Annotated in this window: 22 protein-coding genes and 9 pseudogenes; 19 read left to right on the top strand and 12 right to left on the bottom strand. The window is 59.8% G+C overall.

All coding sequences use genetic code 11. The features are described 5' to 3' along the window. Window positions 1–44: 44 nt before the first annotated feature. The 4 genes from ACNJX8_RS11910 (at window position 45) to groL (ending at window position 5,514) form a co-directional block, all read left to right on the top strand. Complete coding sequence (locus ACNJX8_RS11910; RefSeq protein ID WP_439360751.1) at window positions 45–1,127, top strand: YeeE/YedE family protein; 1,083 nt, start codon at window positions 45–47, stop codon at window positions 1,125–1,127. A 1,594-nt stretch (window positions 1,128–2,721) separates the two neighbouring features. Then, window positions 2,722–3,147 (top strand): Hsp20/alpha crystallin family protein, encoded by a 426-nt coding sequence (locus tag ACNJX8_RS11905; protein WP_439360750.1) that lies wholly within the window; start codon window positions 2,722–2,724, stop codon window positions 3,145–3,147. Window positions 3,148–3,224: 77 nt separating this feature from the next. Next, entirely contained in the window at window positions 3,225–3,623 is a 399-nt protein-coding gene (locus ACNJX8_RS11900; RefSeq protein WP_439360749.1) for an Hsp20/alpha crystallin family protein, read from the top strand. Between the two features lie 256 nt (window positions 3,624–3,879). After that, window positions 3,880–5,514 carry a chaperonin GroEL gene (gene groL, locus ACNJX8_RS11895; RefSeq protein WP_439360748.1) on the top strand — a complete coding sequence of 545 codons (1,635 nt, stop codon included), beginning with the start codon at window positions 3,880–3,882 and terminating at the stop codon, window positions 5,512–5,514. 614 nt (window positions 5,515–6,128) lie between these two features. On the opposite strand, the gene ACNJX8_RS11890 is transcribed toward groL, so the two are convergent. Next, the gene (locus ACNJX8_RS11890) at window positions 6,129–6,314 is read right to left on the bottom strand and encodes a hypothetical protein (protein WP_164934581.1); all 186 of its coding nucleotides are present in this window, start codon (window positions 6,312–6,314) and stop codon (window positions 6,129–6,131) included. A gap of 134 nt (window positions 6,315–6,448) precedes the next feature. On the opposite strand from ACNJX8_RS11890, the pseudogene ACNJX8_RS11885 reads away from it, so the two are divergent. The 4 genes and pseudogenes from ACNJX8_RS11885 to ACNJX8_RS11870 all read left to right on the top strand — a co-directional run. Next, a pseudogene (locus ACNJX8_RS11885) lies at window positions 6,449–6,703 on the top strand (SOS response-associated peptidase); the annotation flags it as partial. 191 nt (window positions 6,704–6,894) lie between these two features. After that, window positions 6,895–7,068: a hypothetical protein gene (locus tag ACNJX8_RS11880; protein ID WP_164934602.1), complete on the top strand. Its 174-nt coding sequence runs from the start codon at window positions 6,895–6,897 to the stop codon at window positions 7,066–7,068. An 8-nt stretch (window positions 7,069–7,076) separates the two neighbouring features. Beyond that, entirely contained in the window at window positions 7,077–7,472 is a 396-nt protein-coding gene (locus ACNJX8_RS11875) for a hypothetical protein (RefSeq protein WP_439360747.1), read from the top strand. A 961-nt stretch (window positions 7,473–8,433) separates the two neighbouring features. Further along, a pseudogene (locus tag ACNJX8_RS11870) lies at window positions 8,434–8,610 on the top strand (transposase); the annotation flags it as partial. A gap of 95 nt (window positions 8,611–8,705) precedes the next feature. Here ACNJX8_RS11870 and ACNJX8_RS11865 read toward each other — a convergent pair. Continuing rightward, on the bottom strand, window positions 8,706–9,236 hold the full coding sequence (locus ACNJX8_RS11865) for a hypothetical protein (protein WP_439360746.1): 531 nt from the start codon (window positions 9,234–9,236) through the stop codon (window positions 8,706–8,708). A gap of 162 nt (window positions 9,237–9,398) precedes the next feature. Between ACNJX8_RS11865 and ACNJX8_RS11860 the strand changes: the two genes are divergently transcribed. Further along, window positions 9,399–10,169 (top strand): outer membrane protein, encoded by a 771-nt coding sequence (locus ACNJX8_RS11860; protein WP_128945169.1) that lies wholly within the window; start codon window positions 9,399–9,401, stop codon window positions 10,167–10,169. A 299-nt stretch (window positions 10,170–10,468) separates the two neighbouring features. On the opposite strand, the gene ACNJX8_RS11855 is transcribed toward ACNJX8_RS11860, so the two are convergent. Then, window positions 10,469–11,839 carry a transposase gene (locus ACNJX8_RS11855; protein WP_439360745.1) on the bottom strand — a complete coding sequence of 457 codons (1,371 nt, stop codon included), beginning with the start codon at window positions 11,837–11,839 and terminating at the stop codon, window positions 10,469–10,471. Window positions 11,840–11,901: 62 nt separating this feature from the next. Then, window positions 11,902–12,486, bottom strand: a pseudogene (locus ACNJX8_RS11850) (transposase); the annotation flags it as partial. A gap of 89 nt (window positions 12,487–12,575) precedes the next feature. Here ACNJX8_RS11850 and tnpA point away from each other — a divergent pair. The 4 genes and pseudogenes from tnpA to ACNJX8_RS11830 all read left to right on the top strand — a co-directional run. Continuing rightward, window positions 12,576–12,998 (top strand): IS66-like element accessory protein TnpA, encoded by a 423-nt coding sequence (gene tnpA / locus ACNJX8_RS11845; RefSeq protein ID WP_128942559.1) that lies wholly within the window; start codon window positions 12,576–12,578, stop codon window positions 12,996–12,998. After that, a complete protein-coding gene (gene tnpB / locus ACNJX8_RS11840) occupies window positions 12,992–13,345 on the top strand; it encodes an IS66 family insertion sequence element accessory protein TnpB (protein WP_128942560.1) in 354 nt (117 codons plus the stop codon). The genes tnpA and tnpB overlap by 7 nt, the downstream gene beginning before the upstream one ends. 50 nt (window positions 13,346–13,395) lie before the next feature. After that, window positions 13,396–14,961 (top strand): IS66 family transposase, encoded by a 1,566-nt coding sequence (tnpC, locus tag ACNJX8_RS11835; protein WP_439361891.1) that lies wholly within the window; start codon window positions 13,396–13,398, stop codon window positions 14,959–14,961. Continuing rightward, window positions 14,958–15,377, top strand: a pseudogene (locus tag ACNJX8_RS11830) (plasmid pRiA4b ORF-3 family protein); the annotation flags it as partial. The gene tnpC and the pseudogene ACNJX8_RS11830, both read left to right, overlap by 4 nt. 226 nt (window positions 15,378–15,603) lie before the next feature. Here the strand turns inward: ACNJX8_RS11830 and ACNJX8_RS11825 are convergent. The 3 genes and pseudogenes from ACNJX8_RS11825 to ACNJX8_RS11815 all read right to left on the bottom strand — a co-directional run. Then, window positions 15,604–16,299, bottom strand: a pseudogene (locus ACNJX8_RS11825) (IS256 family transposase); the annotation flags it as partial. Window positions 16,300–16,535: 236 nt separating this feature from the next. Further along, a complete protein-coding gene (locus ACNJX8_RS11820; protein ID WP_128945168.1) occupies window positions 16,536–16,724 on the bottom strand; it encodes a hypothetical protein in 189 nt (62 codons plus the stop codon). Window positions 16,725–17,019: 295 nt separating this feature from the next. Next, window positions 17,020–17,787: pseudogene (locus tag ACNJX8_RS11815) on the bottom strand (ABC transporter substrate-binding protein). Window positions 17,788–18,187: 400 nt separating this feature from the next. Between ACNJX8_RS11815 and ACNJX8_RS11810 the strand changes: the two are divergent. From ACNJX8_RS11810 to ACNJX8_RS11795, 4 genes are all read left to right on the top strand, one after another. Then, entirely contained in the window at window positions 18,188–18,601 is a 414-nt protein-coding gene (locus ACNJX8_RS11810) for a hypothetical protein (protein WP_439360744.1), read from the top strand. A 217-nt stretch (window positions 18,602–18,818) separates the two neighbouring features. Further along, window positions 18,819–18,950: a hypothetical protein gene (locus ACNJX8_RS11805; protein ID WP_283811002.1), complete on the top strand. Its 132-nt coding sequence runs from the start codon at window positions 18,819–18,821 to the stop codon at window positions 18,948–18,950. Window positions 18,951–19,071: 121 nt separating this feature from the next. Continuing rightward, a complete protein-coding gene (locus ACNJX8_RS11800; RefSeq protein WP_439360743.1) occupies window positions 19,072–19,287 on the top strand; it encodes a hypothetical protein in 216 nt (71 codons plus the stop codon). Between the two features lie 57 nt (window positions 19,288–19,344). Next, the gene (locus ACNJX8_RS11795) at window positions 19,345–19,779 is read left to right on the top strand and encodes a hypothetical protein (protein ID WP_439360742.1); all 435 of its coding nucleotides are present in this window, start codon (window positions 19,345–19,347) and stop codon (window positions 19,777–19,779) included. Between the two features lie 67 nt (window positions 19,780–19,846). On the opposite strand, the gene ACNJX8_RS11790 is transcribed toward ACNJX8_RS11795, so the two are convergent. Then, entirely contained in the window at window positions 19,847–20,353 is a 507-nt protein-coding gene (locus tag ACNJX8_RS11790) for a hypothetical protein (protein ID WP_439360741.1), read from the bottom strand. 184 nt (window positions 20,354–20,537) lie between these two features. Between ACNJX8_RS11790 and ACNJX8_RS11785 the strand changes: the two genes are divergently transcribed. Beyond that, entirely contained in the window at window positions 20,538–21,050 is a 513-nt protein-coding gene (locus ACNJX8_RS11785; RefSeq protein ID WP_439360740.1) for a DUF1269 domain-containing protein, read from the top strand. Window positions 21,051–21,487: 437 nt separating this feature from the next. Beyond that, window positions 21,488–21,931, top strand: a pseudogene (locus ACNJX8_RS11780) (adenylate/guanylate cyclase domain-containing protein); the annotation flags it as partial. A gap of 86 nt (window positions 21,932–22,017) precedes the next feature. Here ACNJX8_RS11780 and ACNJX8_RS11775 read toward each other — a convergent pair. The 4 genes and pseudogenes from ACNJX8_RS11775 to ACNJX8_RS11760 all read right to left on the bottom strand — a co-directional run. Then, window positions 22,018–22,314: pseudogene (locus tag ACNJX8_RS11775) on the bottom strand (transposase); the annotation flags it as partial. Window positions 22,315–22,324: 10 nt separating this feature from the next. Further along, window positions 22,325–22,919 (bottom strand): annotated as a pseudogene (locus tag ACNJX8_RS11770) (peptidyl-alpha-hydroxyglycine alpha-amidating lyase family protein); the annotation flags it as partial. 39 nt (window positions 22,920–22,958) lie between these two features. Then, window positions 22,959–23,630, bottom strand: coding sequence for a 4-carboxy-4-hydroxy-2-oxoadipate aldolase/oxaloacetate decarboxylase (locus tag ACNJX8_RS11765; protein ID WP_128932275.1), 672 nt, complete (start codon window positions 23,628–23,630; stop codon window positions 22,959–22,961). Between the two features lie 96 nt (window positions 23,631–23,726). After that, complete coding sequence (locus ACNJX8_RS11760) at window positions 23,727–24,713, bottom strand: LysR substrate-binding domain-containing protein (protein WP_439360739.1); 987 nt, start codon at window positions 24,711–24,713, stop codon at window positions 23,727–23,729. Window positions 24,714–24,716 lie beyond the last annotated feature (3 nt).

Raw genomic sequence — 24,716 nt, 5'->3', positions numbered from 1 at the left:
CGGCGCAGACTGCCAAGAGGCAGAACGAACATCATGCGGGAGGAATGCTGAGCCCTTCGACCATAGCGTTTGCATGCGGGCTTGCCGCAGGAGCCGTGCTCGGCGTTGCGGGCCGCGCGGGCCGTTTCTGCACGCTCGCGATGCTGGAGGATGCGTTCTTCGGATCGGACTATCGCCGGCTTAAATCCTTTGTGCTCGCTGCAGCGGTCGCCCTGCTCGCAACGCAGGCGCTCGCCGAGCTCGGCATCGTCGACCTGTCGCGCTCGATTTACTTGACATCGTCGATCGGACTTGGCGGCGCGATCATTGGCGGGCTGATGTTCGGCGTCGGCATGGCGCTGGTCGGCACCTGCGGTTTCGGCACGCTGGTGCGCGTTGGCGGCGGCGATCTGCGCGCCATCGTGGTCTTTCTCGTGCTCGGCCTGTCGGCGCTCGCCACCATGCGCGGCATCACAGGCATGCTGCGTGTGGCATTGATCGAACCGTTATCGCTGCGTCTTCCCGAAGGCAGCAACCAGACGCTGACATCTCTGCTCGGCGCAGGCGGCACGGCGCGCGCGGTCCTCGTCGTGGCGATTGCCGCCGCGCTCGCCGTCGGGGCGCTCGCGGATGGCAAGCTGATCCAGTCGCCGCGGCTGCTCGCCTCCGGCTTCGCCGTCGGCGCCACAATCGCATTCGGCTGGTTCGCGACAGGATGGCTTGCGGACGACGAGTTCGATCCCGTGCGCGTCTCCTCGCTGAGCTTTGTCGCTCCCCTCGGCGATAGCATCCTCTACGTCGCCACCTTCTCCGGCGCGCGGCTGAACTTCGGCATCGGCTCGGTCGCCGGCGTCATCGCCGGCGCCTTTGCCGCGGCATTGCTCGCGCGCGGCTTCCGCTGGGAAGCCTGCGACGACGCGCGCGAATTGAAGCGTCACATGACCGGCGCGCTGCTGATGGGCATCGGAGGGGTCATGTCGATGGGATGCACCATCGGCCAGGGACTGACCGCGTTCTCGACGCTTGCCGTCTCGGCGCCGATTACCATGCTGGCGATTGCCTGCGGAGCTCGACTCGGGCTCGAATTCACAATGACCGGCGAATGGTTGCCTGCAGTGCGCAAGCTATTCGGCGTCTCGACGTACTAAAAGACCGCCGCTTTTACACATGTGGCCTGATCCGAAGCGCCTTTGCCAAGACGCAGTCGGCTTTCGACGGCTTCATCCCTTGTCCAGGCCAACTCAATTCGCATCAGTGGGCTTTCGACCGCAACCGTCCGAAGTGCAACATCGCCGCAGATCATAGACTGGCGCACAGATTCATGGCGGAGAGAGCGGTCAAACCCACGATTTTCGATCATTACGCGTCGAACAGCTGAGACTGCAAGCAAGCACTCGCCGGCCTGCTGCGCCGGCCTGCTGCCCTCGGAAATCCAGATTTGCACATGCGCCACAAGCCTGCTCACGTTGGCTGTGGTGAGATTTTTCTTGATCTCCCGGTGCACACGGCGGGCACACGCCGCCCTCTAACCCATTGAGAATTCTGAACTCTCGCTCCAATCCATCATTGGACGAGGTTCAGCGCCCCCCTTCTGGCCGTGATCTGTGCCGAGTTAAGCAGTGACGCGGCCCATCGCATCGTAACGCGCAAATTGATCGCTATTCGCAAGAGAGGACCGTTTGAAAAATCCACTCCTCAAACGGTTTTACCGGCTAAGTCATTGATTTGGTGGGCGCACCAGGGCTCGAACCTGGGACCCGCTGATTAAGAGACACGATACGATCATTGATTTTACAAGAGATTTTTTCCAACCGGGCCAAAATCCGACCATTAGAGATCAATGGCTTAGAGCGAAATATCCAACCGCCGAGGGCACCTCACGGTTTGGGGACACACGATAAGAGATTGTCGGGGGCCCGCGTCCCTGGCCCGCTGCATCGCAAAGCGCACTAACGCCGACGCCTATTTCTTGCCGAGAGCAGCCTTATTCGGAATGTGACATCCTGATGGCCAGCCAAGGACTGCTGTTCGTGCGCGAGCCATCGCGGCCTAAGCGTGCGCACTTTTCGACCGCCTCCTTTGGCACAAATACATCCAGGCGGTGTCGCTCCGCGCTTCCGTAGCTGATATCCCGAGGCTGGTACCTCGCGGTTACGTCGTGACTTCTAAGGGGGCGCGAAATGGTTACGGCTGCAATGCTGGATGGCTTTGCGAAGGTGGCGCGACAGCGCGCTGGGCAAGGGAGACAGCAGCAAAGCGTGAGTTTGATGAAACGTCAGGACAACCGACGCGCCATCAGCAGCCCGCACGGCCGTTGCTGACATGAGCGGACACTGTGGATGGCCGTAGCAATCGAGCGCTTCTTGGGTAGAACCGGCATCAACGTCATGACCCGCGTTATGGCGCTTATCGTCGCGCGATCGCCGTGAATTTCATCCTGATAGGCATCAGGAGCGAATTGCCGGGATTAGCGGGTCAATAAAAGCGTGTCCCGAACGAGTGCTTCCCTATTCGAAACCTGACGAGCACGGGGCTGCAATGGCCTGCGGCTGGTCTCCACCCACGGCCTGCCCCAAGAGCGATTTTTGATTGCAAAATCAATCACTTGTATGGAGGTCGGGTAACAGCTTGCGCCTATTAGCACTCACCTCTTGACAGTGCCACAAGTCGTCCCAAATCAATTCGTCGAGGGGCGACCATGATCCCTTCTCGCCCCGCCAACAACTACATGGGGTTGCAAACATGGTCATGGGATTTGCTGATCCGTTCGATACGCTTCTCGACCTACAACGCTCTCTTGAAGCAACCTTGGCAAGCGACTGGCTGCAAGACCTCACCACCAGCCGCGGGCCATTCCCACCGATCAACGTCTTCCAGCAGGGCGATGACCTCTTAGCCATCATCGAATTGCCCGGTGTGAGTAAGAGCGACCTGCAAATTCAGGCCAAGGAAAACTCCATCCGCATCTTCGGGAGGAAGGCTGTCGATTATCCTGAAGAGTCGAGCCTGCATCGACGCGAGCGCGTTTCTGGCGAGTTTGATCGAACGCTGTCGGTCCCCGTGCAGATCGAGCCGGATGGCATCAAGGCCGAATATCGGGATGGCATCTTGGCAGTATTCCTGCCGCGTGCGGAAAGCGACAAGCCACGCACTATCAAGATCACCTGAACCACAATCTATCGCCAGCCGTTCGTCCCCATGGGCGGAGGGCCGGCGCAGCTGAGCAGCTTTGAGGAGAGACGATCATGGCTTCTAAAAAGGAACTGCAGGTCGCCCAGAAGCGCGAGTTGGAGAAGAAGGAGGAGACTACTATCCCAGCGCGGATATTCGTGCCGAACGCGGACATCTACGAGACCAAGGACGGGCTCAACGTCGTTCTCGAAATGCCGGGAGTCGACAAGAATAGCGTGGACGTTCGAGTGGAGGACGACGTGCTCAAGGTCGACGGAAAGCTCGACTTCTCTAAGTACAAGGGTCTACAGCCGGTGTACACCGAGTACAATATCGGCCACTTTTCGCGAACCTTCCGGCTTTTCGGCAAGATCGACCAGAGCAAGATCGCGGCCGAGCTCAAGGACGGCGTGCTGTCGCTCATGTTGCCGCTGGCAGAGAAAGCCAAGCCGCGAGCCATTCAGGTCAACTGAAGTGGGCGGTTGGCCCGGCTGACCGGGACCAAGCTCGAAAGCTCCGCCCCATCAATATCAATGTTATCAATGTCGACGATCGTCGTGTTGCCGGCAATAGTTCAGGAGATCAAGCTCGAGGACGTCGAATACCTGATCATGAAGGAGACAGGTATTCTTGGCATTCTGACCAAGACTTCGGCTGAGTGTAAAGTTGCCTAGTCGCAGGCGCGCCTCTTGAGGTCGCGCTGGCAAGCATTTTTCGGGAGGAACGATCATGAGCGCAAAGGAGGTCCGATTCTCGACTGACGCGCGAGACAAAATGTTCAATGGCATCGAGGTTCTAGCCAATGCCGTCAAAGTGACGCTAGGGCCGAAGGGTCGCAACGTTGTGCTTGAAAAGAGTTTTGGTGCGCCTCGCATCACCAAGGACGGCGTAACGGTTGCGAAGGAAATCGAACTCGAGGACAAGTTCGAAAACATGGGGGCGCAGATGGTCCGCGAGGTCGCCTCGAGGACCTCCGACCAGGCAGGCGATGGCACGACTACTGCTACCGTTCTCGCACATGCAATCGTCCGGGAAGGTGCCAAGGCAGTCGCTGCGGGCATGAATCCCATGGATCTTAAGCGCGGTATTGACCTGGCGGTCGATGCTGTCGTCAATGAACTCAAGAAAAACTCGAAGAAGCTTACTTCAAATGACGAAATAGCGCAGATTGCAACGATCTCTGCTAATGGCGACAATGAAATCGGACGCTTCCTGGCCGATGCAATGAAAAAGGTTGGCAACGAGGGGGTGATCACGGTCGAGGAAGCCAAGTCACTCGAGACCGAACTTGAGGTCGTCGAAGGCATGCAGTTCGACCGCGGCTACATCTCGCCCTATTTTGTCACCAATGCGGAAAAGATGCGGGTTGAGCTAGACGATCCGTATATCTTCATCCACGAAAAGAAGCTCTCAGCGTTGCAGCCGATGCTGCCCCTGCTGGAAGCGGTCGTGCAGAGTGGAAAGCCCCTGCTTATGATCGCCGAAGACGTAGAAGGTGAGGCGCTTGCCGCGCTTGTCGTGAACAGGCTGCGGGCTGGATTAAAGGTCGCCGCTGTCAAGGCGCCCGGGTTTGGTGAGCGGCGTAAAGCCATGTTGCAGGACATTGCGATCCTTACTGGCGGCAATTTCATTTCCGAGGAACTCGGCACGAAGCTTGAAAATGTCACGCTCGCCATGCTGGGACGCGCCAAGAAGGTCACGATCGACAAGGATAACACGACCATCGTCAGCGGGGCCGGCAAAAAGTCGGAGATCGAAGCGCGCATTAAGCAGATCAGAACCGAAATCGAAGAGACGACCTCGGATTATGATCGGGAGAAGCTGCAGGAACGGCTGGCAAAGCTTGCCGGCGGGGTCGCCGTCATCCGGGTCGGCGGCGCAACCGAGGTGGAGGTCAAGGAACGAAAAGACCGTGTAGATGACGCCATGCATGCGACGCGCGCGGCCGTTGAAGAAGGTATTCTTCCAGGCGGCGGAGTGGCGCTGCTGCGGGCCACGGCTGCGCTGGCGAAAGTCAGGCCCGCAAATGACGATCAGCGCCACGGCCTGGAAAGCGTCAAGCGGGCGCTCACGTGGCCGGCGCGGCAGATCGCCGAGAATGCGGGAGAAGATGGATCGATCGTGGTCGGAAAGGTGCTCGAGGGCAAGGACTACGCCTGGGGGTTCGATGCACAGACGGCAGAATACGGTAACCTGTTCGCGAAAGGGATCATCGATCCGACCAAGGTCGTAAGATCCGCGCTGCAGGACGCAGCTTCAATCGCCGGCCTGTTGATCACGACAGAGGCCATGGTCGCCGAAGCGCCCAAGAAGAATGGAGCCGGCCAAACCGTCCCCTCCGGTCCCGGCGCAATGGACTTCTGAGGGCACAACGGCGTGCGGGTAAAGGGCCGTCCCTCGGCTTTTTTCGCCGCGGGCGAGGAGTGGCCATAGCTACAGAAACGGTCATGGCAATCGTTTTGCCAACGGTCTGCTGCCGTTCGTGGTCGCCTAGGTGGGCGCCCAAGGCTCCGAAAGTCGACCATGCTAGAAAACGGAACGAAGATGGCATTTGCGATGAGATCGACGCGGGATGCAACTCGTCCAAATTGCCCCGCGTAGGTCAAGTCGGCAACCTACCGATGTCCGGCGTCTTCCCGAACTACCGGGCGCCCGTGATCATAATGCCGAAGCCGGAGCTGAGATAGCGCTGAACTGTCACACACGCTTCATTCGTCTGGAGGGCGCCGTGGCCTTACCTTCGCCGCCGACTTCGAGGTTCGGCTTGTGACAGCTTCAAACACCGCAATACGGCGATCGAGTTGCCATAGCTCGACATCGTTGACATCAACTAGCTGCTCAGCACGTTCTCGTGCTTCCTGCTCGTCGGCACATTGCAAATGGGCCACGCTTATAACGTGGTGGTACTGGTCCAAAAGGTAAGCTCGGTAGTGCGCCATGCCCACGACTCCAAGGCCCGCGTTTATCGGATCGTCACCTCAACCCTTCAATAAGCGCCCTCCAGCCGAGCGCATCGTCCGCCGTTCGGGACGCGCGTTCATATTGCCGACAAACGAGGCGACCGCGTTCTTAAGATCACCTCGGTCGAGATGATCGAACGCCCGTTGCTTGCATCGCTCGATATACTTGTCGCGCGTCATCTCAATTAACAGGGAACGTTCCATTTCGCCTCCCCACCGATGAGTTACTTCCAATAGTGGAGTTGGAACCGAGCGGATTTGGCCTGTCGGTTCGAAAAGCGACAAACAGACGCTCTTTGGTCGCAAGTGTGGGAATTAGGATACAGACGCACGTCGCGGGCGCTCGCAGCACGAAGTCCAAGCCGATCCCCGGTCCGCACCTCGTCTATGGTTTCCTGACGACAAACGCCGAATGCCGTCGTCGAGCCGATCCATCCAACGCGATGCCGGTGATCCTGGCGACCGATGAGGACCGCGATGTCTGGATACGCGCGCCGTGGGGTGAGGCCAAGGCGCTGCAACGGCCGTTGCCGGATGATGTGCTCAAGATCGTGATGCGCGGGGCGGAGAAGGAAGATCGGACGGTAGCCTAAAAATACTCGGTCGCCGCGATCCCTCCGCTCGCGACAGGTCCTTTCGCATGGCTATCTGCGCACAACTGCCACGATGGCAAGTTGGCATCTGAAACAAAAAGTGAAAAAAAGAGCGGGGATATTCCCCAAAGCTGACTTGATTTCTCCATTCGCTAGCTTTCTCAGCGCATTTTATCGATGAGTAAGCAGCGATGACTGATCAGCAATTAGCCCTGCAAGCGATTAGCGAAGCGCAACTCATATTGGAAGAATACCTTCGGCCCTGTCCTAAGGATAATGCGCATATCCTTGAAAAGTTGTTGGAAGTTCTCGAACGCCCCGCCTTGCTCGTTGCTGTAAGTCGATTGCAGCAACACGGCAATTGAGCGCGCCCATGAGCAAACCGCTTCAATCGTTTGCTTTAACCGTTTGCATTGCTGCGCTCTCGTCGCTCGAAATGACAAGCGTGCATGCTAAGCAACAATGCGCCGCTGCAATCCCGACAAATCCGCAAGGTCAGTGGTGGTCCTATCGTCTCATCGACGGACGAAAATGCTGGTACGCGGGCAAGCCCATGCTTTCGAAATCACTGCTGGAGTGGCCTACAGAGGTCTCCTCCGAACCCGGTTCTCGCGGAGAAGCTAAAGGCATTGTCATAGCTAGCAAGCCCGGCAATCCATTAGATGCACGAGCGTTGGCATTGAAAGACTTTGACACTTTTGAAGAGCGATGGCGTGAAAGGATCTCAAGTCCAAAGGGGGCCGCGCAACTGACCGATACTCATGACTAAGCGATCCTGCATCGCGCTCATCGTCGGCGAGGAATTTCGACCGTCTGTTCGCGGTCGTGCGCTTGGCTACGTCACGCAATCACGCGCCCCGAGTTCGCCGAAAACAACGTCTCTACGCAAATTGTGTGCAGCGGCCGTCAAGTGGAAGCCTACGATCAGACCTAGCCGCCTTAAGGTCAGGAGAGCAACGGGGTCACACAGCTCGATAGAAAGTCCGGCTCCCAAGATCGCAAAGGTGCGTTGCTCCTCCGCGTTGAGATCAGCCCAGGAGATGCTTTCCATCACGCACCGTAAAATTATCCCGGTATCTCAAAACCCAAACGCGTGCCTGATTTGCCGTAGCATAGTCATGGCCGCGTCGGTGTACCGACCGTTGGTTAGGTATTGATCCAGCTGCGCCGTGCTGACCAGCGCCACAACTGCCACCGTGAAGCCCTTAAACATTGGGCCTCTCCTTCAAGAGACCGCCAACCGAGCGTGTCGAAGTATTAAACTGCCTTCGAAATATGCTGCCACATATGGTGGTGACCTAATATGTAAATGGTGACAGTGACTAGTAACCAGTTCCTTAACGGGCGCGATGTCGCCATGCGAGCGCCATGGGATGAGGCGAAGACGCTGCAACGGCCGTTGCCCAATGAACGCGCTCAAGTCGTGATCTCCGAAGGAAGATCGAGCGGTAGCACAAGGTTCTGAGCACCTGTCCCGGTGTCCTTCGGCCCCATATTCGACGTATGCAACTCACCGATATCCACGACCAAGCAATTCAAGCCCGCATGGCGCTAATCGTCGGCGCGAGACGGTTCGACCGCCTGTTCGCAGGCGCGCGCTTCGACGAAGTCGATGGTGATATCCTCTTCGTCTACGCGAAAGACGAGGACACCGCAGCACAGATAGAAGATGAATTCGCGCTGCACATATCGATCATTGCCTCAAAGATACTGGAGCGCGAGATCAACATCGTCGCCGCAAGAAAATCGAGATGTTGTTCGCGCACCTCAAGCGCATTCTCAAGCTCGACCGTTTGCGTTTACGAGGTCCAAACGGCGCGCGCGACGAGTTCATCCTCGCAGCCACCGCCCAAAACCTTCGAAAGATGGCCAAGCTGATCCCGATGCCTACCCCGAGGCTCGCATAGGGTCGGTCGAGCAGTTCGGCCACGTCGCGACGGAGCTATTACAACGAATACTACCGGCCTTTTTCAACAGAATCGGCCACAAACGGACTTTGAGCTTAGTCGCTAGCAGTCGCGAAGGGGCCGACCGGTTCGGCGTCACTCTCAGCAGACACCAAGAACTCATCTAGGAGGTGCCGCTTGATCCTAATCGGTTCACGCTCCCCTTGCGAAGCGAGCCAGAGAACGCGCTCGGCCACTTCCACGGCAGATCGCTGCTGCTGACGAGTGAACGACGGGCTGGAAAGAACGTCGTCTAGAACGTTGCGGAGCATATGTACTGTTGCCGTGTCGTATGCCATGCGCCAAATATCCCGGCCGTCGAAACAAAATGCGCCGTAGCGATGGCGCAAGGGCAAAGGAAGTGAAGCGTCGCCGGGCTCGAAATAAGCGTCGCGGCAGCGCCTATTCTCTAACTGAGCGCTGAAATCCCAGTTGCCCTGAATTATGCAATGGTCATGCCACAGGTTTGTGACGCGGTTCTCGCTGGCGTGCCGCCATGCTACAGTCGAGCGGCGACCGGAAGCCCCGATCGCAAACTCCCGCCGCATCTTTTTCTCTTCTTCGTAGTATGGCACGTTAGCGGGCATTTGGTCCCCCAAATGCCTAACAAAAATAAAGAATTACCGCTGAACATCCCAGCCGGTTGTTGCGGCTTGGCTACATCAATCTGCAGGCGAACGGGATAGTCTTGATTCCTCACGTGGGCGTCGTGCCTTTTTTGAATTTTCTTACTGGGGAGATTTCTCGTAATGAAAAAGCTTCTGATTGCCGCGGCTGGGATGATGGCCGTGGGTCTATCCGTCCCCGCGTCGGCGGCTGATTTGGCGGCGCGTCCGTACACCAAGGCGCCGCCCCCGATTGTCGCTCCAATCTATGACTGGACTGGCTTTTACATCGGCGCCAACGGCGGATGGGGCCAAAGCCGCGGTTGCGTGGATTTCGTCACGCTCGCAGGAACAGTCGCGGGTGGTTGCGCTTCTCGCTCCGGCGGCCTTGTCGGCGGACAGATCGGGTATCGCTGGCAAACCAATCAGTTCGTGTTCGGATTGGAAGCGCAGGGCGATTGGGCCGACATCAAGAACACGCGCGTCAGCCTGATCGATCCGCTGCTTTCGACCACAGGAAAAACCGACGGTATTGGTCTCTTCACGGCCCAACTCGGTTGGGCGTGGAACGCCTCACTGCTCTATGTGAAGGGTGGTGCCGCCGTGACCCACAATCGTCTTGATGTCTTCAACAACCTCACCGGAGTCGGTCTGGACTCGGCAAGTCACACGCGCTGGGGCGGCGCCTTGGGCGTCGGCTGGGAGTATGGCTTCGCGCCGAACTGGTCGGTCGGTGTTGAATACGACCATCTCTGGATGGGGAATGACACCCGCACCTTCGTGGGTGCAGGCGTGGTCACGCCCGGTGGCATCACCCTCCTTGGCGAGCGATTCAGCCAGGATGTGGACATGGTCACCGTCCGGTTGAACTATCGCTTCGGCGGCTACGGCGCTCCGGTCGCAGCCAGATACTAATCGCTTCAGTCTGCGCAAACCAAAGCCCCGGCGAGCCGGGGCTTTTTTTTGGTTATGGCGATTGCTGCATTTGCGATGTCTGAGTTGGTTCACTCGCGTCATTTTTGGCCCGTTTTTGGCCCGTTTGCCGGATGTCTGCTTCTCCCCTGACAGCGGCGGAATAGCAGATATCCACCAACCGCTGCTTCGGGCCGATTTTGTTGCAAAAGTCGGCTGTAACCGACTGATGTCTTTCGGCCATTCGGTAAGCCGACCGGCTTTGGTCCGCCGACCCTGACGCTCTCAACGCAACTCCTACGCTACGCAATGCACAGGGCATGAGCGGGTGGTGGTCGCGCAACGAACGACGCGAGGCGCCTCAGATTTTGAGCGATGGCAGCCAGAACAAACTCGTCCTGGGCGCCCCGTGGGCCACGAAGCCGAAGCCGGCCAAGCTTCAGGATGCGCTTCAAGTGTGCAAACTGCATCTCGATCTTCTTGCGCTGACGTCGCGACGTCTCGAAACCCTCGGTGCCAGCGAACGACCGGGCGACGTCCCGGGCGTGCTCATGTATGTCGCGCGGGATCTTGCGCGATGGTTCTTTTGGACAGCACTGCGGTTTAAGCGGGCATGCGTCGCAGTCGAGCTTGCTCGCACGATACAGAAGCGTTTTGCCCTCGTGCACGGTGCCACTTGTCCCGAGCCGCTTTCCGCCCGGGCAGTGGTAGACGTCGCTGGTCGGATCATATCGAAAGTCGCTGCGTGAGAAGGTACCGTCATCTCGCTTCGACTTGTCGAACACGGGGATATGTGGCGCGATGCCCTTCTCCTCGACCAGCCAGTTCAGCATCGGAGCAGCCCCATAAGCGGTATCCCCGACAAGCCGCTCCGGCTTGAGACCAAAGCGCTCCTCTGTTCGTTCGATCATTGTCCTCGCCGCTCCGACCTCGGCCTGGCGAATAGAGCGGGACGCCTCAACATCAACGATGACGCCGAACTTCACGTCGATGAGATAATTGTCGGAGTAAGCGAAGAATGCTGGTCCCTTGTGAGCTCCGGTCCACTGGGCCGCGGGATCGGACAGCGAGATGAACTTCGGGACAACGTCGCTGGCCGCGCCCCACGCCGTATCGTCGAGGGTTGCCAGATACTCCTTCACCGCGCGGCTTGACCTCGCCGGATCGCGATCCCTGCGCCAATCCTGACCCGCGATCGAGCGCTGCTTGTTGGCATCTGCCTGGATCAGGCTCGCGTCTACCGCAAAACCTTCGCCACCAACCAGACCGGCAACAATGCACGCCTCGACAATACGTTCGAATACGCGACGAACGATATCTCCCTCGCGGAAGCGCTCATTGCGGGCCCGCGAGAAGGCCGAATGATCCGGGATAGCATCCTCGATACCGAGCTTGCAGAACCATCGATAGGCGAGGTTCACCTGCACTTCACGGCAGAGCAGCCGCTCCGAGCGAATCGCGAAGACATACCCCACGATCAGCATCCGGATCATCAGCTCCGGATCGATCGACGGGCGCCCCATCGACGAATAATGAGGAGCAAGTTCGCTGCGAAGCCAAGACAGATCGAGAGCAGCGTCGATCTTCCGCACTAGATGATCTTCGGGAACCGCGTCGCTGAGATGAAACTCGTAGAACAGTTGACCTTGGTCACTCTTCAGACGGCCCATCATGGATCGAGGGGATGTCCCGATCGCTGTTGAACTAGGTCGGGCCGACGTCGCCGGACTGAATGTTACGCGGCCCTCGTGACGTGGGCAACGGGGTTGATCGTCATGCGATTGTGGCGAGCTTGAAGAGCCGCACGCAGAACCGACAATTGCTTATGCGCCTTCAATCGTCGGAAGCCCTTGTTGGCCTCGATCATGCCGGCCGCAACCCATCGCAAGGCCATACCGGCATCTCGCCAGCGTTTGACGTTGCGCGTGACGCGGCGAATGGTGCCCATCATGTTCTCGGCGATGTTGGTACAGGCGAGCGATCGACGAAGCTCCTTCGGCAACTTCAACCGGACGACAGTCAGGATTTCGTCGAGGCCTTCGAGGATGCTGGCCGCTACGCCGGGCCATTGCTGGTCGAGTCGACGCGCGAGATTGCGGATCAATTTTTCAGCCTTGTCGGCGTCATCGAGCTCCCAGGCCTGGCGCAGCACCCGACGGGTGGCCGCATGATGCTCTTTCGGCAGGCGTTCCATGATGTTGCGCGCCTTGTGGATCTGGCAGCGCTGGATCGCAGCGGCCGAACCGAAGGTGCGGCGGATCGCCTTCGACAACGCCTTCGCGCCGTCGGCGATAAACAGTCTTGGCACTGTCGGGTCGAGCGTAAGCGTAGCGCCGAGGCCCTTTGGATTGTTTGTGCGGAGTCTTGAGAGCACCGTTAGAAGAGTCATCTTCTGGAAGGGTGCTCACAATGGACGACCATTCTGACGACATAAGACGACCGTTGTCACCGCGTATTGAAGTGTTCGCTGGCGCAGGTCGAAAGCGCTGGCCGGATGATTTGAAGGCACAGATTGCCGCGGAAAGCCTCGAGCCGGGGGCGGTTGTCACAGACGTCGCCCGTCGCCATGGCTGCCGGCCCCAGCAGGTGCATGACTGGCGGCACCGGGCGCGTTTGGGCCAGTTGGTGCTGCCAGCTTCGGCGGAGACGCTGTCGTTCGTGCCGGTGGTGTCGGAATCGGCGCTACCAGCGGCCGCAGAGCCTACCGGGTCGCCGGAAGCAGCCATTGTGACGGTTGAGCTCCAGGGAGCACGCGTGGAGGTGCGGGGGGCGCCTGGCCTTGCTGTGTTGAGTGATGTGTTCTTGGCGCTTCGACGGACACGTTCATGCTGACGCCGCCTGCGAACCTTACGATTTACGTGGCGACGCAACCTGTGGACTTCAGAAAAGGTGCGGAGGGCTTGGCGCTTTTGGCGAGGGAGACGCTGGGCCATGATCCGATGAAGGGCGTGGCGGTGGTGTTCCGCGCGAAGCGCGCCGATCGGGTGAAGATTGTCGTCTGGGATGGCAGCGGCCTTGTGATGTATTGGAAGCGGCTCGATAGCAACGGCTTCAAATGGCCTCCCATCGTGGCCGGCGTGATGCGGATGAATGCCGCGCAGTTGTCGGCGCTTCTGGCCGGCATGGATTGGACGCGGATGCACGCGCCTCGGATCCCGCAGCCGAAAGCGCTTGCGTAAAGATACAAATCTCGCTGCATCGGGGCGCGAAGCATGGCAGACTCGGGCCAATGAGTGATTTGCCTGATGAGCTGCCGAGTGATCCAGCTGAGTTGCGTGTCTTTGCCGCGGCTCTGCTGGATCGCTGCGCCAGGCTCGAGCGGTTGCTCAAGCTTGCAAAAGATGCGCAGTTCGGTCGGTCCTCGGAAAAGCTGGACGCTGATCAGCTGCAGCTTGTTCTGGAGGACATCGAAGAGGCCGTCGCGGCCCTCGAAGCAGCCGAGGATCGCGGCAATCCCAGAACCTGCGAGAAGAGGACGGCCGAGCGCAAAGCCAACCGTGGTCAGCTGCCGGAGCATTTGCCGCGCATCATCGAGACCCTGATGCCCGCTGCAACCTGCTGTCCGTCCTGCAAAGGCGATCTCTTTGAGATCGGTCACGATGAGAGCCAGAGGTTGGACGTCGTACCGGCGCAGTATCGCGTGATCGTCACCCGCCGGCCCAAACTGGCCTGCCGCGCCTGTCACGGTGTCATACTCCAGCATGCTGCTCCCGAGCGACTGATCAGGGGAGGATTGCCCACCGAGCGGCTGGTCGCGCATGTGATCGACGCGAAGTATCATTGGCATTTGCCGCTTTATCGCCAGGCGCAGATGCTGGAGACCCACGGAATAGCGCTGGACCGTTCCACGCTCGCCTTCTGGGTCGGCTACGCCGCCCAGGAATTGAAGCCCTTGTGGCATCGTCTGCGCCAGCTTCTGCTGGCCTCCTCGAAGCTCTGTGTCGATGAGACCCCGGCGCCGGTGCTGGATCCGGGGCGCGGCAGGACAAAAACCGGCTACTTCTGGGCGCTGTCACGCGACGACAGGCCTTGGGCCGGACCTGATCCGCCTGGGGTGGTCTATGCCTATGCACCGGGCCGCGGCGCCGTTCATGGCTTGCGGCTGCTTGAGGGCTATCGCGGCATCATCCACTGCGACGGCTATCAGGCTTACAAGACCATGACCCGAGAGACGCGTGCGGACGCCCTGTCCGGGACGCTCGCCTTCTGCTGGTCGCATCTGCGGCGCCAGTTTGTGAAGATCGAGCGGGAGGCTGCGCCGGCGCCAGCTCCGGTTGCCCGCGAGGCGCTCGCGCGCATTGCCCAGCTCTACGCGGTCGAGAAGGCACTGCGCGGCCGCTCTGCTTCCGAGCGCTGCGCCGGCCGACAAGCGCATGCCCGGCCTCTGGCTACAGCCTTGAAGCAGTGGTTTGAGGCCAAGCTTGATCACCTTGCGGGGAAGAGCGACACGGCGAAGGCTTTGCGTTATGCGCTACGCCATTGGAACGGCCTGACGCTCTACCTTGATGACGGGCGCATCGAGATGGACACGAATGCGGTCGAGCGTGCGATGCGGCCGATCAAGCTCAACGCCAAGAACTCCCTTTTTGCCGGTTGCGACGAAGGTGCCGAGAATTGGGCATTGCTGGCTTCGCTCATTGAGACCTGTAAGCTCAATGGCGTCAGTGCCGAGCACTGGCTCGCTGACGTTCTCGCCAAGCTCGTCAATGGTTGGCCTGCGGCGCGACTGGACGAACTGCTTCCCTGGGCGTCGACCTATACGATGCATACACACGATCCGAGGCTGGCGGCATGAGCCTGAACACGACCGCGGTCCGGATCAAGGTGACCCTCAAGGATGTGAAGCCGGAGGTGATGCGTCGCCTTGTCGTACCCGTCACCCTGCGCCTTGATCGGTTGCATCTGACGCTTCAGGAGGCATTCGGCTGGACGAACAGTCACCTCTTCGAGTTCTTCGCTGGTGAGGTCCGTTGGGGGATTCCTGATCCCCACAACGATTACGGCCACCAGCCCATGGATGCCCGCCAAGCGCGGCTTTGCGATATCGTTCGCGAGACCGGCGCCAAGACGATCCACTATCTCTATGACTTCGGCGACAGCTGGGACCATGTGATCAAGCTCGAAAAATGGTTCGAGAACACCACGACGGAGGGGCTTCCCTTCCTGCTCGAGGCCGCCGGCCGTTGTCCTCCGGAAGACGTCGGCGGTGCGCCAGGCTATGCCGAATACCTCGCCGCCATCAGCGACCCCGGCCATCCCGAGCACGAAACACATGCGCCTCTGGGGCCCGGAGCGGTTCGATCCCAACGTCGTCGACCGGAAGGCGCTCGAAGCCGCCGTCAACGCGTTGTCCGACACATGGATACCGCGGCGACGCGCCACGCGAACAAAATAGGCGTCAAGCGTCATTCAAAAGGGCTGCAGAGCTACGCTTACGGTCGAGCCCGCGCGAGATCAGGTTGTCCAGCAGGGCCTGCACCGTCGCGGCATTCTCGGTCGCCCCTTCCACCAGAGCCAGCGGATGCTTGTTGCCTTCGCCGTCAACCCCGATCGCGGCGACCAGCACGAGATCGTCGCCGAGATGCAGCCCGTCGATTTGGACCACCAGAAGGTCGAGCGCGGACAGATCGGCAGCCATGAAGTCGGCCAGCCGCGCCGCCGACAGCGCTACGAACCTCCGCGAGGCCGCCGACTTCGAAACCCCCGATCCGGGCGGTGCCGGCACGTCACCCTCGGGCAGCCGGACAGCGCGGCCGAACCGGCGCGTCGACACATTGATCAGCATCAGGTTCATCGCCCAGCGACCGAGCCAATCCTCCGCCGCCGCCGTTTCCCAGCTCGGGATCGTGACCTCGCGGCCGTCCACGCCCCGGACCCGCGGGCGCTCGACCTCGATCTTGCCGCCGTGGAAGCCGATCCGTCCCCGCGTTCGGCCCCAACGGTGCGCCCGCCGTGCCGCGTCGCGACCGTGGCGCGGCCCGCAGGCCGCCGTGACATCCGCCTCCATCATCGTGCCGAGCGCCTCGATCCCTGCCGCAAGGCAGAACCGATCGAAGCTCGCCCGCACTTCTGCAAGCGCTTCGTCCACAGCCCCGGTCGCCGGCGAACCAGCCGGTGTGATATCTCTCGTCATGGCGTTGCTCTCCTTTGTGGAATCAGCACCCCGAGCCTACCGGCTCAAGGTGGGCAACGCCGACCTCTTCAGAAATTCAACAGAACCCGGGACATCCCCTGGATCGACCTCGTCGCGATTCGCGTCAGCACAACGGAATCACGCTTGCCGGCTCGTCTCAACCGACTTTTGCAACAAAATCGGCCAGAAGCAAACCTCAGGGACCAAAATGAAAGGGGCTGGCAACTGAGGCGGCCTTACTGCTTTGTCTGGGGCTGATCGGCCTCTAAGCGGTCATCAGCCAGCATTTCGAGCTGATGTGATAAAGCGCTAAGACTGTGCGAGATGTTCCTTAAGAGGCTTGCCCTTCTAGGCGACGCCCCGGCTTTATTCGCTTCATGGCGATATTGCATCGCCATTTCGCGGCATTCGGTCGGATTCAGCATGGCTGCTTCCCCCTCAATTTGAGATCAGCTTACTTCCAAACCCGAATTGGGACACTCACAAATTAAACTTAGGACAGGGGCTTAAATACGGACAGTACCAAATACGGGGCATAGGAACAAACCATGCCGACAGCACAAATTGAGAACCGCCGGCAGGTCCGCTGTGGGTCGATCATAAGCGGCCGTCGAAGCGAGCGCGGCCACACGTCTGCTCTACCGACGATAACCGACATCACGACGGGATTATCGTGGTTCGATTAAGGGCCAACAACGCTCTACCGCCTTGCAGCATGCATTATTCCATTACCTCGTCGGCGTTGGCGATCAATGTAGGAGGCACGGTCACACCGAGCGCGTTGGCAGTTCTTAGGTTGATGAGCAGCTCAAATCTGGTCGGTTGCTCCACGGGTAATTCGGCGGGCTTTTCACCCTTCAAAATCCGATCAACGTAAACCGCCGCACGGCGGGCCATCGCCCGCTGGTCAACTCCGTAGGAGATAAGACCGCCAGCCTCAAGAAGCTCTCTTACGTAGCCGCAGCTCGGCAAATTACGCGCAAGTGCGAGATCCGCGATCACTTTCCTGGCCTGAAAGATCAAGCTTTCGCCGTTAGCGACCACCCCTTACATGCCTGCCTTTACCATCGCGTCAAATTCGGGCTCGAAATCGCCGAGCGCGCGGACCTCGAAACCTTGGGTATCAACGCCGAGCTTTATCCCTGCCTCGGTCGCCTCCTGAACATAGAGGCTCGATATTTTGACGTTTGGATTAATGAGCAAGCCAACACGCGTAACCGTCGGGACAATCTCCTTAAGATACTGCAACCGCTTCGCACTGAGCTGGACAGAAAAATTCGACAATCCCGTAACATTCCCACCGGGTCGTGCAAAGTTTTCGATCAGGCCGGCTCCGATAGGGTCAGAACCGAACAGGAAGACTATTGGAATTGTTTTGGTCGCCTTCTTTAAGTGCGGCGCAGCCGCCCCGGCACCAACCAATACATCACACTTTAAAGATACGAGTTCGGCTGCCATCCTGGCGAAAACCTCGGGTACTTCATCCAGGAAAGCGATGTTCTAGCGTTATGTTCTGTCCGTCGACATAGCCCTGCTTCCTGAAACCCTCAACCAGTGACTGATAGTATGGAGTTTCTTCTTCGATGTTGGCGGCATGCCAGAGGACGCCAATTTTGGGGATGCGATGCGGCCGTTGCGCGCGCGTTAGGCGTGGCCACATCGCAGCCGTGCTGCGGAGTAATGTGATGAATTCGCGTCGTCTCATGTGCTGCTCCAGCCAGAGACTGCTCGCGAGTATAGCAGCTTTTGGGCCTTGTCTGTACCGCGCTGCAGCGCAATGAGCGCGGCAATGTCAGCTCAGGTTCACGAGCAGTAATGCTCTGAGCGTAAGATTTCCGCTTGGCCGTCAGAAGCTGACATCTACGCCTTATGAGCACACCTACTACCCATGCCGACGCTCGGGGTCGATTTCGATTTCTCGCAGATCAAGCAGCGCGCCATGGACCTCGGCGCGACCGCTGATCAAATTCCCTACATCATGGCGACCACGCTCAACATGGCCGCCGATAACACCCGGTCCTATCTGATCGAGACGACGTGGCCGTCGTCAGTCACCGTCCGCAATCGTTCGTTCATGAATGCTGCGCTGACCACCAAGGGCTCGCGCGCGACTAAGGGCGATCTGACGGTTGAGATTTACGACAAGCTCGGTCGGGCGAACCTGTCCCTGCATGCCAAGGGCGGCACGCGCCGGGCGAAGGGCGGCAACCTTTCGATTCCGTCATCGGTCAACGTACAGCAGACGAGCGGCGGCGCCGTGCGGACGCAGCAGCAGCCCAAGAACTTGCGGAACAGCTTCTAGCGGGGGCGCTTCATCTTCCAACGCCAGGGCCGATCGACCCGCAAGGCGAAGGGCCGCATCAAGCTGATGTATTCGCTGCGGCCATCGGTCCCGATCCGGCAAGACGTGCCGTTCTACAAGGACTTCGCCGAGCTAATGCGGCAAGAGATGACGCTAAACCTCGCAATCGCGGTCATCCGGGCGATGTCGAGCCGGCGCCGCTAACACGGGGGGTGCCATGGCAGGCAAGCCGAAAGAGGACGAGCGCGAGGATCGGCGCCAAGCGGACAAGCCGCCGGCGGATCATTCCGAACAGCCGCAGACGGCGGCGAAAGATCCCGCGCCCGGCATCCCGCCCTTCAAGGAATAGGCCGTGCTGATACAGCGCGTTGCGCGGGACCGGGCGGTCAACCGACTCGATCCCGAGTACCTCGCGCAATGGCGCGCTACTATTGCAACATCGTCGAGCGATATGTCGCTGGCGCGATGTCATGTCCGACGCCCAAAATGCGCTGGTCTCCCTCGGCTACCGGGACCAAGCACTCAAAATCGAACTGCTTGAATTGGACAAGGCCCGCGCCGGCAATGGCATGGCTGACGATCGTCATCGATGCACCGCAGTCACCACTGGCATTCGGCACTTGACGCGCCCGATGGCAATCAGCATTGCCGTTGATTTAGATCAAGCTTGGATGCATCCGATCTAAGAGGATTTGGCAGGGAGCAAAGTTGCGGGCTGTCCAATCTATCGGGGGAACGACAGCATGAAATGCTGGGCGGGGTTGTTGATCGTCATCCTCTTAGTATTCTGCCCTCCCGCCAACGGTGCCGCCGTGCGGATCACAGATGACCCCGGCGGACGAATAGGTAAATACATCTACAAGTATGAACGCCTCCGCGCTTCGGGCCAGAATGTGATCATCGATGGTTTCTGCGCGTCGGCTTGCACCATTGTGCTTGCAACCATCCCAACGGACAGGATTTGCGTGACTTCGCGAGCCGAGCTAGCGTTCCACGCCGCGTGGGATATTGGTCCGCGCGGACGGCCTGTTACTAACTTCGGCGCGACCCGAATGGTCTATTTGATGTACCCTTCGCCGGTGCGCCGCTGGATTGCCCAGCGCGGCGGCTTAACGCCTCGCACCATATTTCTGCGCGGAAATCCACTACAGGCTATGTATCGCTCATGCCCATCCTGAGCCCGCGAGGAAGAAGAACCAACGGGCGGCGGCCCCAAGGCTCGCCGTCCGCGCTGGATCGATTTAGTCAGTACCTATATCCATAAGGATACTGACCCGGGCAAACGTAGTTGCCGGAGGCGTTGTAGTAGCAGTTGCTGTTGTAGTTGTTGTAGTAGCCGTAGGCTCCGGCTGCAGCGGCGGCCCCAACTGCGGCTGCACCATAGCCCCAACCCGGGCGATAGTAGCCGCCACCGTAGCCCGGATAACCCGCGATCGGACGACCCGGACGGCCAGCGATCGGACGACCCGGATAACCGGGACGACCCGCTATTGGATGCGAAGGCCGAGGACCACCGGCCACGCGGTAGCCGCGACCACCATGGATGCGTCCGGTATGAACGGCACCGCCCCGGACGTGGGCGGCCCGCATGCCGCCGCCATGGAAGCTACCAGCGCGCATCCCGCCGCCGTGAAATCCTCCTCCACCGCGAAAGCCGCCACCTCCACCACGGCGAGCAAATGCGTCATCGGGAACAAGGCTTGCGGCAATAAGAACGATTGCTGCGAGAGCGGCGAGTGCATACCGAAGCATGATACTCCTCCCTCCTATTTGGATTGTTGAACGGTGAGTTCCGCGAAGCGCTGGCTGGTCCGAACAAGCTCGCGAAGAGAAGCCGTTCAGCAGCGTTATGCGCTCTTGCATGAAAGATTTGACGTAGATCAACAGCAGCGACAATCATTTGGTCTGCGGTCAAGTTCCCAAAAGGAGAACGACCATGAGTGATCTAGTCGTGATCGCGTTTCCCACCGAAGCAAAGGCGGAAGAAGTTCGCCAGAAACTTCTGGCAATGCAGAAAGAGTACCTGATTGAGCTTGGTGATGCGGTAGTCGCGGTGAAGGACGCTCAAGGTCACGTCAAACTTAACCAGCTCATCAACACCACCGCCGCGGGGGCAGTTTCGGGCACGTTCTGGGGAGCGCTTATTGGCTTGATCTTTTTGATGCCGCTGGCGGGCGCTGCCCTCGGTGCGGCGTCCGGCACTCTTGGCGGATATTTGACCGATATTGGCCTTGAGGACAAATGGATGAAGGAAACCGCTGCCGCCATTCAGCCCGGAACCGCTGCCCTCTTCGTGCTGGTTCGCAAGGTGACGGCCGACAAAGTGCTTGAAGGTCTCAAGGGTGAAGGCGGCACGGTGTTGAAGACGTCGCTCGACCATACGAAAGAGGCGGCTCTCCAAGCCGCTCTGGCAGGCGTTCAGGCAAGTGTGCCTTCTCCGTCCTCCTGAGTGGAAGTTCTCTGCGGCTCGGCACCATCTGCTCGCGAGGATCATGCGAAATGCTTACGTCACCTGCTGAAACCTAGCCATCAATGCCAAGTTGTGACCACCGATCGTCGAAATTGACTGCATAGGCTGCTCCTTCGAATCGTGGGAGCCTCAAAAACGGCGCTCATACCTTGGCACTCTCGTGCCGGTGGAGGAGCCGTCCACGCATCAGAAGCTGACCTATCGCCATCTGACAGATTTTTCAGCAAGCGCCGGTGGAGAGTTGCGGCATTGGGCTGCCTAGCGGCCCATTCCAGATTATGTTCGCCATTGATCTTCACCCAGTACGTACGGGTAGGCTCATCGTTGTTCGGCTAAGGCCCAAAATGCGACATCAGCCAGGTGGGCATCCCGTCTGATCTGTCATACAATCGCATCCACGTTGGGTTGTGTGGAGCATGGTGCAGGAGCGGCCAAAACGGGTCGAGCGCAGATTGTCGGCGATATTGGCCGCCGATGTGGCTGGCTATTCGCGGCTCATGCACAATGACGAAGAGGCCACGCACGTTGAACTGACCGCGCTCGTGACGGACGCTGTCGTGCCGGCAATTGTCGAACACGGCGGACGTATCGTGAAGAATACTGGCGACGGGTTCTTGGCGGAGTTTACAAGTTCAGTTGAGGCAGTCCGAGCTGCTGTGCAGTTTCAGACCCGGATCAAGCAACTTACCATCAACGAGGATGAAGAGCGGCGAATTGCTTTCCGCGTCGGCATCAATGTTGGCGACGTAATCGTTGAGCCCCATGACATATTTGGAGATGGAGTTAACATCGCGGCGAGGCTTGAGGGCATCGCAGACCCTGGCGGCATCTGCATCTCGTCTTCTGCCTACGATCAAGTTTGGGTGAGTAATGTCGCCAATGGGTCTTGGCCGTATAAAAAAAGCCTAACAGGACCATCAGTCTTGAAGCCAAAACTGGTCCGGTCTCAGGCCGCGATCGCGGCGATCAGCGGCCTGATCCCGAGGATATTCATTGCTCGGGTCAGATTGTAGGCCAGAACCGAGAGGGCCATCTCGGCGGCTACCTTTGGGAGGGTTTTGGTCAGGAAGTGCGTTGCTCCCATGCGTGCCTTCATCGTGCCGAACGGGTGCTCGACAGTCTCGCGACGAAGGCGCATAGCGAGCGGGTTCGCATCGAGCCGCTGCTGCACGGCGTCGAGCAGATCCTCGTGCTCCCATCGCGTGATCCGTCGCTCTGACCCGGGCGTACACTGGGGTCGCATCCCCGATCAGGTCACCGTCGAACACCTGCACGCGATGGTTCTCGCGATCGGCGACATAGACCCAGCCATCGGCGTCGGCGACGATATTGTGCACGATGTTGAACTGGCCGGGATCGGTGCCCGGCTCGCCCCAGCTCTGGATCAGCTTGCCGTCGGGCGTGAACTTGTGCACGCGGGCGTTGCCGTAGCCGTCAGAGACGTAGATCTCGCCCTTCGGCGACAACGCCGTGTGGGTGCAGCGATGGAAGGGATCGCCGCTCATGAACGGCGCCGGCTTTGCGGGGACGCCGATCGTCAGCAGCACCTTGCCGTCGGTGGTGCATTTGCGCACGGTGTGGTCGCCGTCGTCGGTGCAGTAAAGATTGTCGTCTGCATCGATGTGTAGGCCGTGGGCACGAGAGAACAGCCCCTCACCCCAGCTGCGCAGGAAATTTCCGTAACGGTCGAACACCACCATCGGATGGGCGCCGCGGTTGAAGACGTAGATGCGGCTTGCTGTCGACAGCGACGGAGGCGACGTCGGTGAGCTGCCAGCCATCCGGCAATTTCGCCCAGTTGTCGACGACGCGGTAGCGATGCTCACCCGCGCCGAGAATGGCTGCCACTGGTTTTCCTGCTGTTGCGCGCCCGCGGCGCGTGATCGCTCAGGCGAAGGTGCAGCCCTTGGATTCCAGCACCTTGCCGATGCCGGACAGTTCGAGGATGTCACCGCCGGCCTTGAGAGCCTTCATCACGCCGGCTTCCTTGTCCTCGCGCGCCGCCGACTTGGCGCAGACGTCAGCGATGTTCTCCTTCGGCACGATCACGACGCCGTCGTCATCGGCGCTGACGATGTCGCCGGGGCGGACGGCGATGCCGCCGATGACGATCGGCTGATTGATAGTGCCGAGGGTCTCCTTGACGGTGCCCTTCATGCACAGGCCGTAGGAGAAGACGTTGAAGCCGGTGTCACGCACCGCAAGGCCGTCGCGAACGCCGGCATCCGTGACCAGGCCGACGATGCCCTTGGCGACGCAGGCCGTCGCCAGCACCTCGCCGAAGCCGCCCTGCTCGGGATGATCGCCCGCGCTGACCACGAGCACGTCGCCCGGCTTGGCCAGCGAGATCGCCGTGATCAGCATCATGTTGTCGCCGGGATGGCAGCTCACCGTCAGCGCCGGTCCGCAGGCGCGCATGCCGGAATAGATCGGCTTGATGCGGGAGGTCAGCGCGCCCGATCGCCCCTGCGCCTCGTGCAAGGTGGACGGGGGAAACGTCTTGGCGCGCTCGACAAGCTCGGCGGCGGGCCGATCGAATGTCCTGATTACATGCACCATGAAAACCTCCTTACGACCGCGATCTCCGTTACACCTCCATAACCAACCGCCTTGAGGCGGCAAATTCAGAATTTAGGATTGCCGCATCGTGTTTCGTTATGGCTCGTCCTTTGGCCCGTCCAGCGGCGACGTTGGGCCAGCCGCGGCGCTCGCAGCCGAGCCGAGCTGGGCATCGAACGGCCCCCAGGTCTTGACGATGATCTCGAGCAAGATCTTGTAGACGGAGAATGCGGCGTCGGACAACGGGGCGCTATCGGAGATGCATAGCGACATCTGCTGCGAGGCCGACGGCGCGTTGATCCGCCGAATGCAGAGTTCGTCGAGGTTCGGCAACTCCTTTGCGATCGACATGGGCAGCACGGCCGCCCCCACTCCGCCTGCAATCGCCGAAGAGAGGGTCGATTGGGAATGGATCTCGGCGACGATGCGCGGGCGGAGCCCGACCTCGGCGCAGACCCGCTCGACCGTCTGCCGCAGGAAGGATTCCCGGTATGGCAGAAGCAGGTCGAATTGCGCGACCTCCGCCGCCGAAACGTCCTCCAGAGGCATCTGCTCAGGATACATGCTGCGGGGCGCGACGAGATAGAAGTACTCGCGCATCAGCGGCTTGTAATCGAGACCGGTCACCGGGCGTTCGCCGTAGAGGACGGCCATATCCATGCTCCCCTTCAGCATCATCTCGCTGAGCATGACCCCGGAGCTGTCGTAGATGTGCGGCACGATGCCGGGATAGCGTTCGCGTATCTGCGTGAGCAGCGGGGTCGCCAGCAATGCCGCCGAGCTGAGCGGGGCCAGACCGATCGTGACGTTGCCGGTCAGCTCCGGCTTGTTGTCCAGAATGGTGCGCCTCGCCTCTTCGATCTGCCGCTGGATCGACTTGGCATAGCGGTAGAGAATTCGGCCGGCCTCGGTAGGCTTGACCCCGCGGGCGCTGCGGTCGAGCAGCTTGCACTTGAAATCCGCCTCCAGGCTTGCAATGTGCTGGCTCAGGGCCGGCTGTGCGACATTCAGCACCTTCGCCGCGCTCGTCATGCTGCCGAGATCCACGACCTTGATGAAGGCCTCCAAACGTTTCGTATCCAATAC

The organism is Bradyrhizobium sp. SPXBL-04 (assembly GCF_051853035.1).
GTDB lineage: Bacteria > Pseudomonadota > Alphaproteobacteria > Rhizobiales > Xanthobacteraceae > Bradyrhizobium > Bradyrhizobium zhanjiangense.
Note: the sequence above shows the minus strand (reverse complement) of the source record. Positions and strands in the feature narration are given on the sequence as shown.

Coding starts and splice junctions, on each gene's coding strand:
- ACNJX8_RS11910 (WP_439360751.1), top strand. CDS start 45: ATGCTGAGCCCTTCGACCATAGCGTTTGCATGCGGGCTTGCCGCAGGA.
- ACNJX8_RS11905 (WP_439360750.1), top strand. CDS start 2,722: ATGGTCATGGGATTTGCTGATCCGTTCGATACGCTTCTCGACCTACAA.
- ACNJX8_RS11900 (WP_439360749.1), top strand. CDS start 3,225: ATGGCTTCTAAAAAGGAACTGCAGGTCGCCCAGAAGCGCGAGTTGGAG.
- groL (WP_439360748.1), top strand. CDS start 3,880: ATGAGCGCAAAGGAGGTCCGATTCTCGACTGACGCGCGAGACAAAATG.
- ACNJX8_RS11890 (WP_164934581.1), bottom strand. CDS start 6,314: ATGGAACGTTCCCTGTTAATTGAGATGACGCGCGACAAGTATATCGAG.
- ACNJX8_RS11880 (WP_164934602.1), top strand. CDS start 6,895: ATGACTGATCAGCAATTAGCCCTGCAAGCGATTAGCGAAGCGCAACTC.
- ACNJX8_RS11875 (WP_439360747.1), top strand. CDS start 7,077: ATGAGCAAACCGCTTCAATCGTTTGCTTTAACCGTTTGCATTGCTGCG.
- ACNJX8_RS11865 (WP_439360746.1), bottom strand. CDS start 9,236: ATGCCCGCTAACGTGCCATACTACGAAGAAGAGAAAAAGATGCGGCGG.
- ACNJX8_RS11860 (WP_128945169.1), top strand. CDS start 9,399: ATGAAAAAGCTTCTGATTGCCGCGGCTGGGATGATGGCCGTGGGTCTA.
- ACNJX8_RS11855 (WP_439360745.1), bottom strand. CDS start 11,839: ATGATGGGCCGTCTGAAGAGTGACCAAGGTCAACTGTTCTACGAGTTT.
- tnpA (WP_128942559.1), top strand. CDS start 12,576: ATGGACGACCATTCTGACGACATAAGACGACCGTTGTCACCGCGTATT.
- tnpB (WP_128942560.1), top strand. CDS start 12,992: ATGCTGACGCCGCCTGCGAACCTTACGATTTACGTGGCGACGCAACCT.
- tnpC (WP_439361891.1), top strand. CDS start 13,396: ATGAGTGATTTGCCTGATGAGCTGCCGAGTGATCCAGCTGAGTTGCGT.
- ACNJX8_RS11820 (WP_128945168.1), bottom strand. CDS start 16,724: ATGCTGAATCCGACCGAATGCCGCGAAATGGCGATGCAATATCGCCAT.
- ACNJX8_RS11810 (WP_439360744.1), top strand. CDS start 18,188: ATGCCGACGCTCGGGGTCGATTTCGATTTCTCGCAGATCAAGCAGCGC.
- ACNJX8_RS11805 (WP_283811002.1), top strand. CDS start 18,819: ATGGCAGGCAAGCCGAAAGAGGACGAGCGCGAGGATCGGCGCCAAGCG.
- ACNJX8_RS11800 (WP_439360743.1), top strand. CDS start 19,072: ATGTCCGACGCCCAAAATGCGCTGGTCTCCCTCGGCTACCGGGACCAA.
- ACNJX8_RS11795 (WP_439360742.1), top strand. CDS start 19,345: ATGAAATGCTGGGCGGGGTTGTTGATCGTCATCCTCTTAGTATTCTGC.
- ACNJX8_RS11790 (WP_439360741.1), bottom strand. CDS start 20,353: ATGCTTCGGTATGCACTCGCCGCTCTCGCAGCAATCGTTCTTATTGCC.
- ACNJX8_RS11785 (WP_439360740.1), top strand. CDS start 20,538: ATGAGTGATCTAGTCGTGATCGCGTTTCCCACCGAAGCAAAGGCGGAA.
- ACNJX8_RS11765 (WP_128932275.1), bottom strand. CDS start 23,630: ATGGTGCATGTAATCAGGACATTCGATCGGCCCGCCGCCGAGCTTGTC.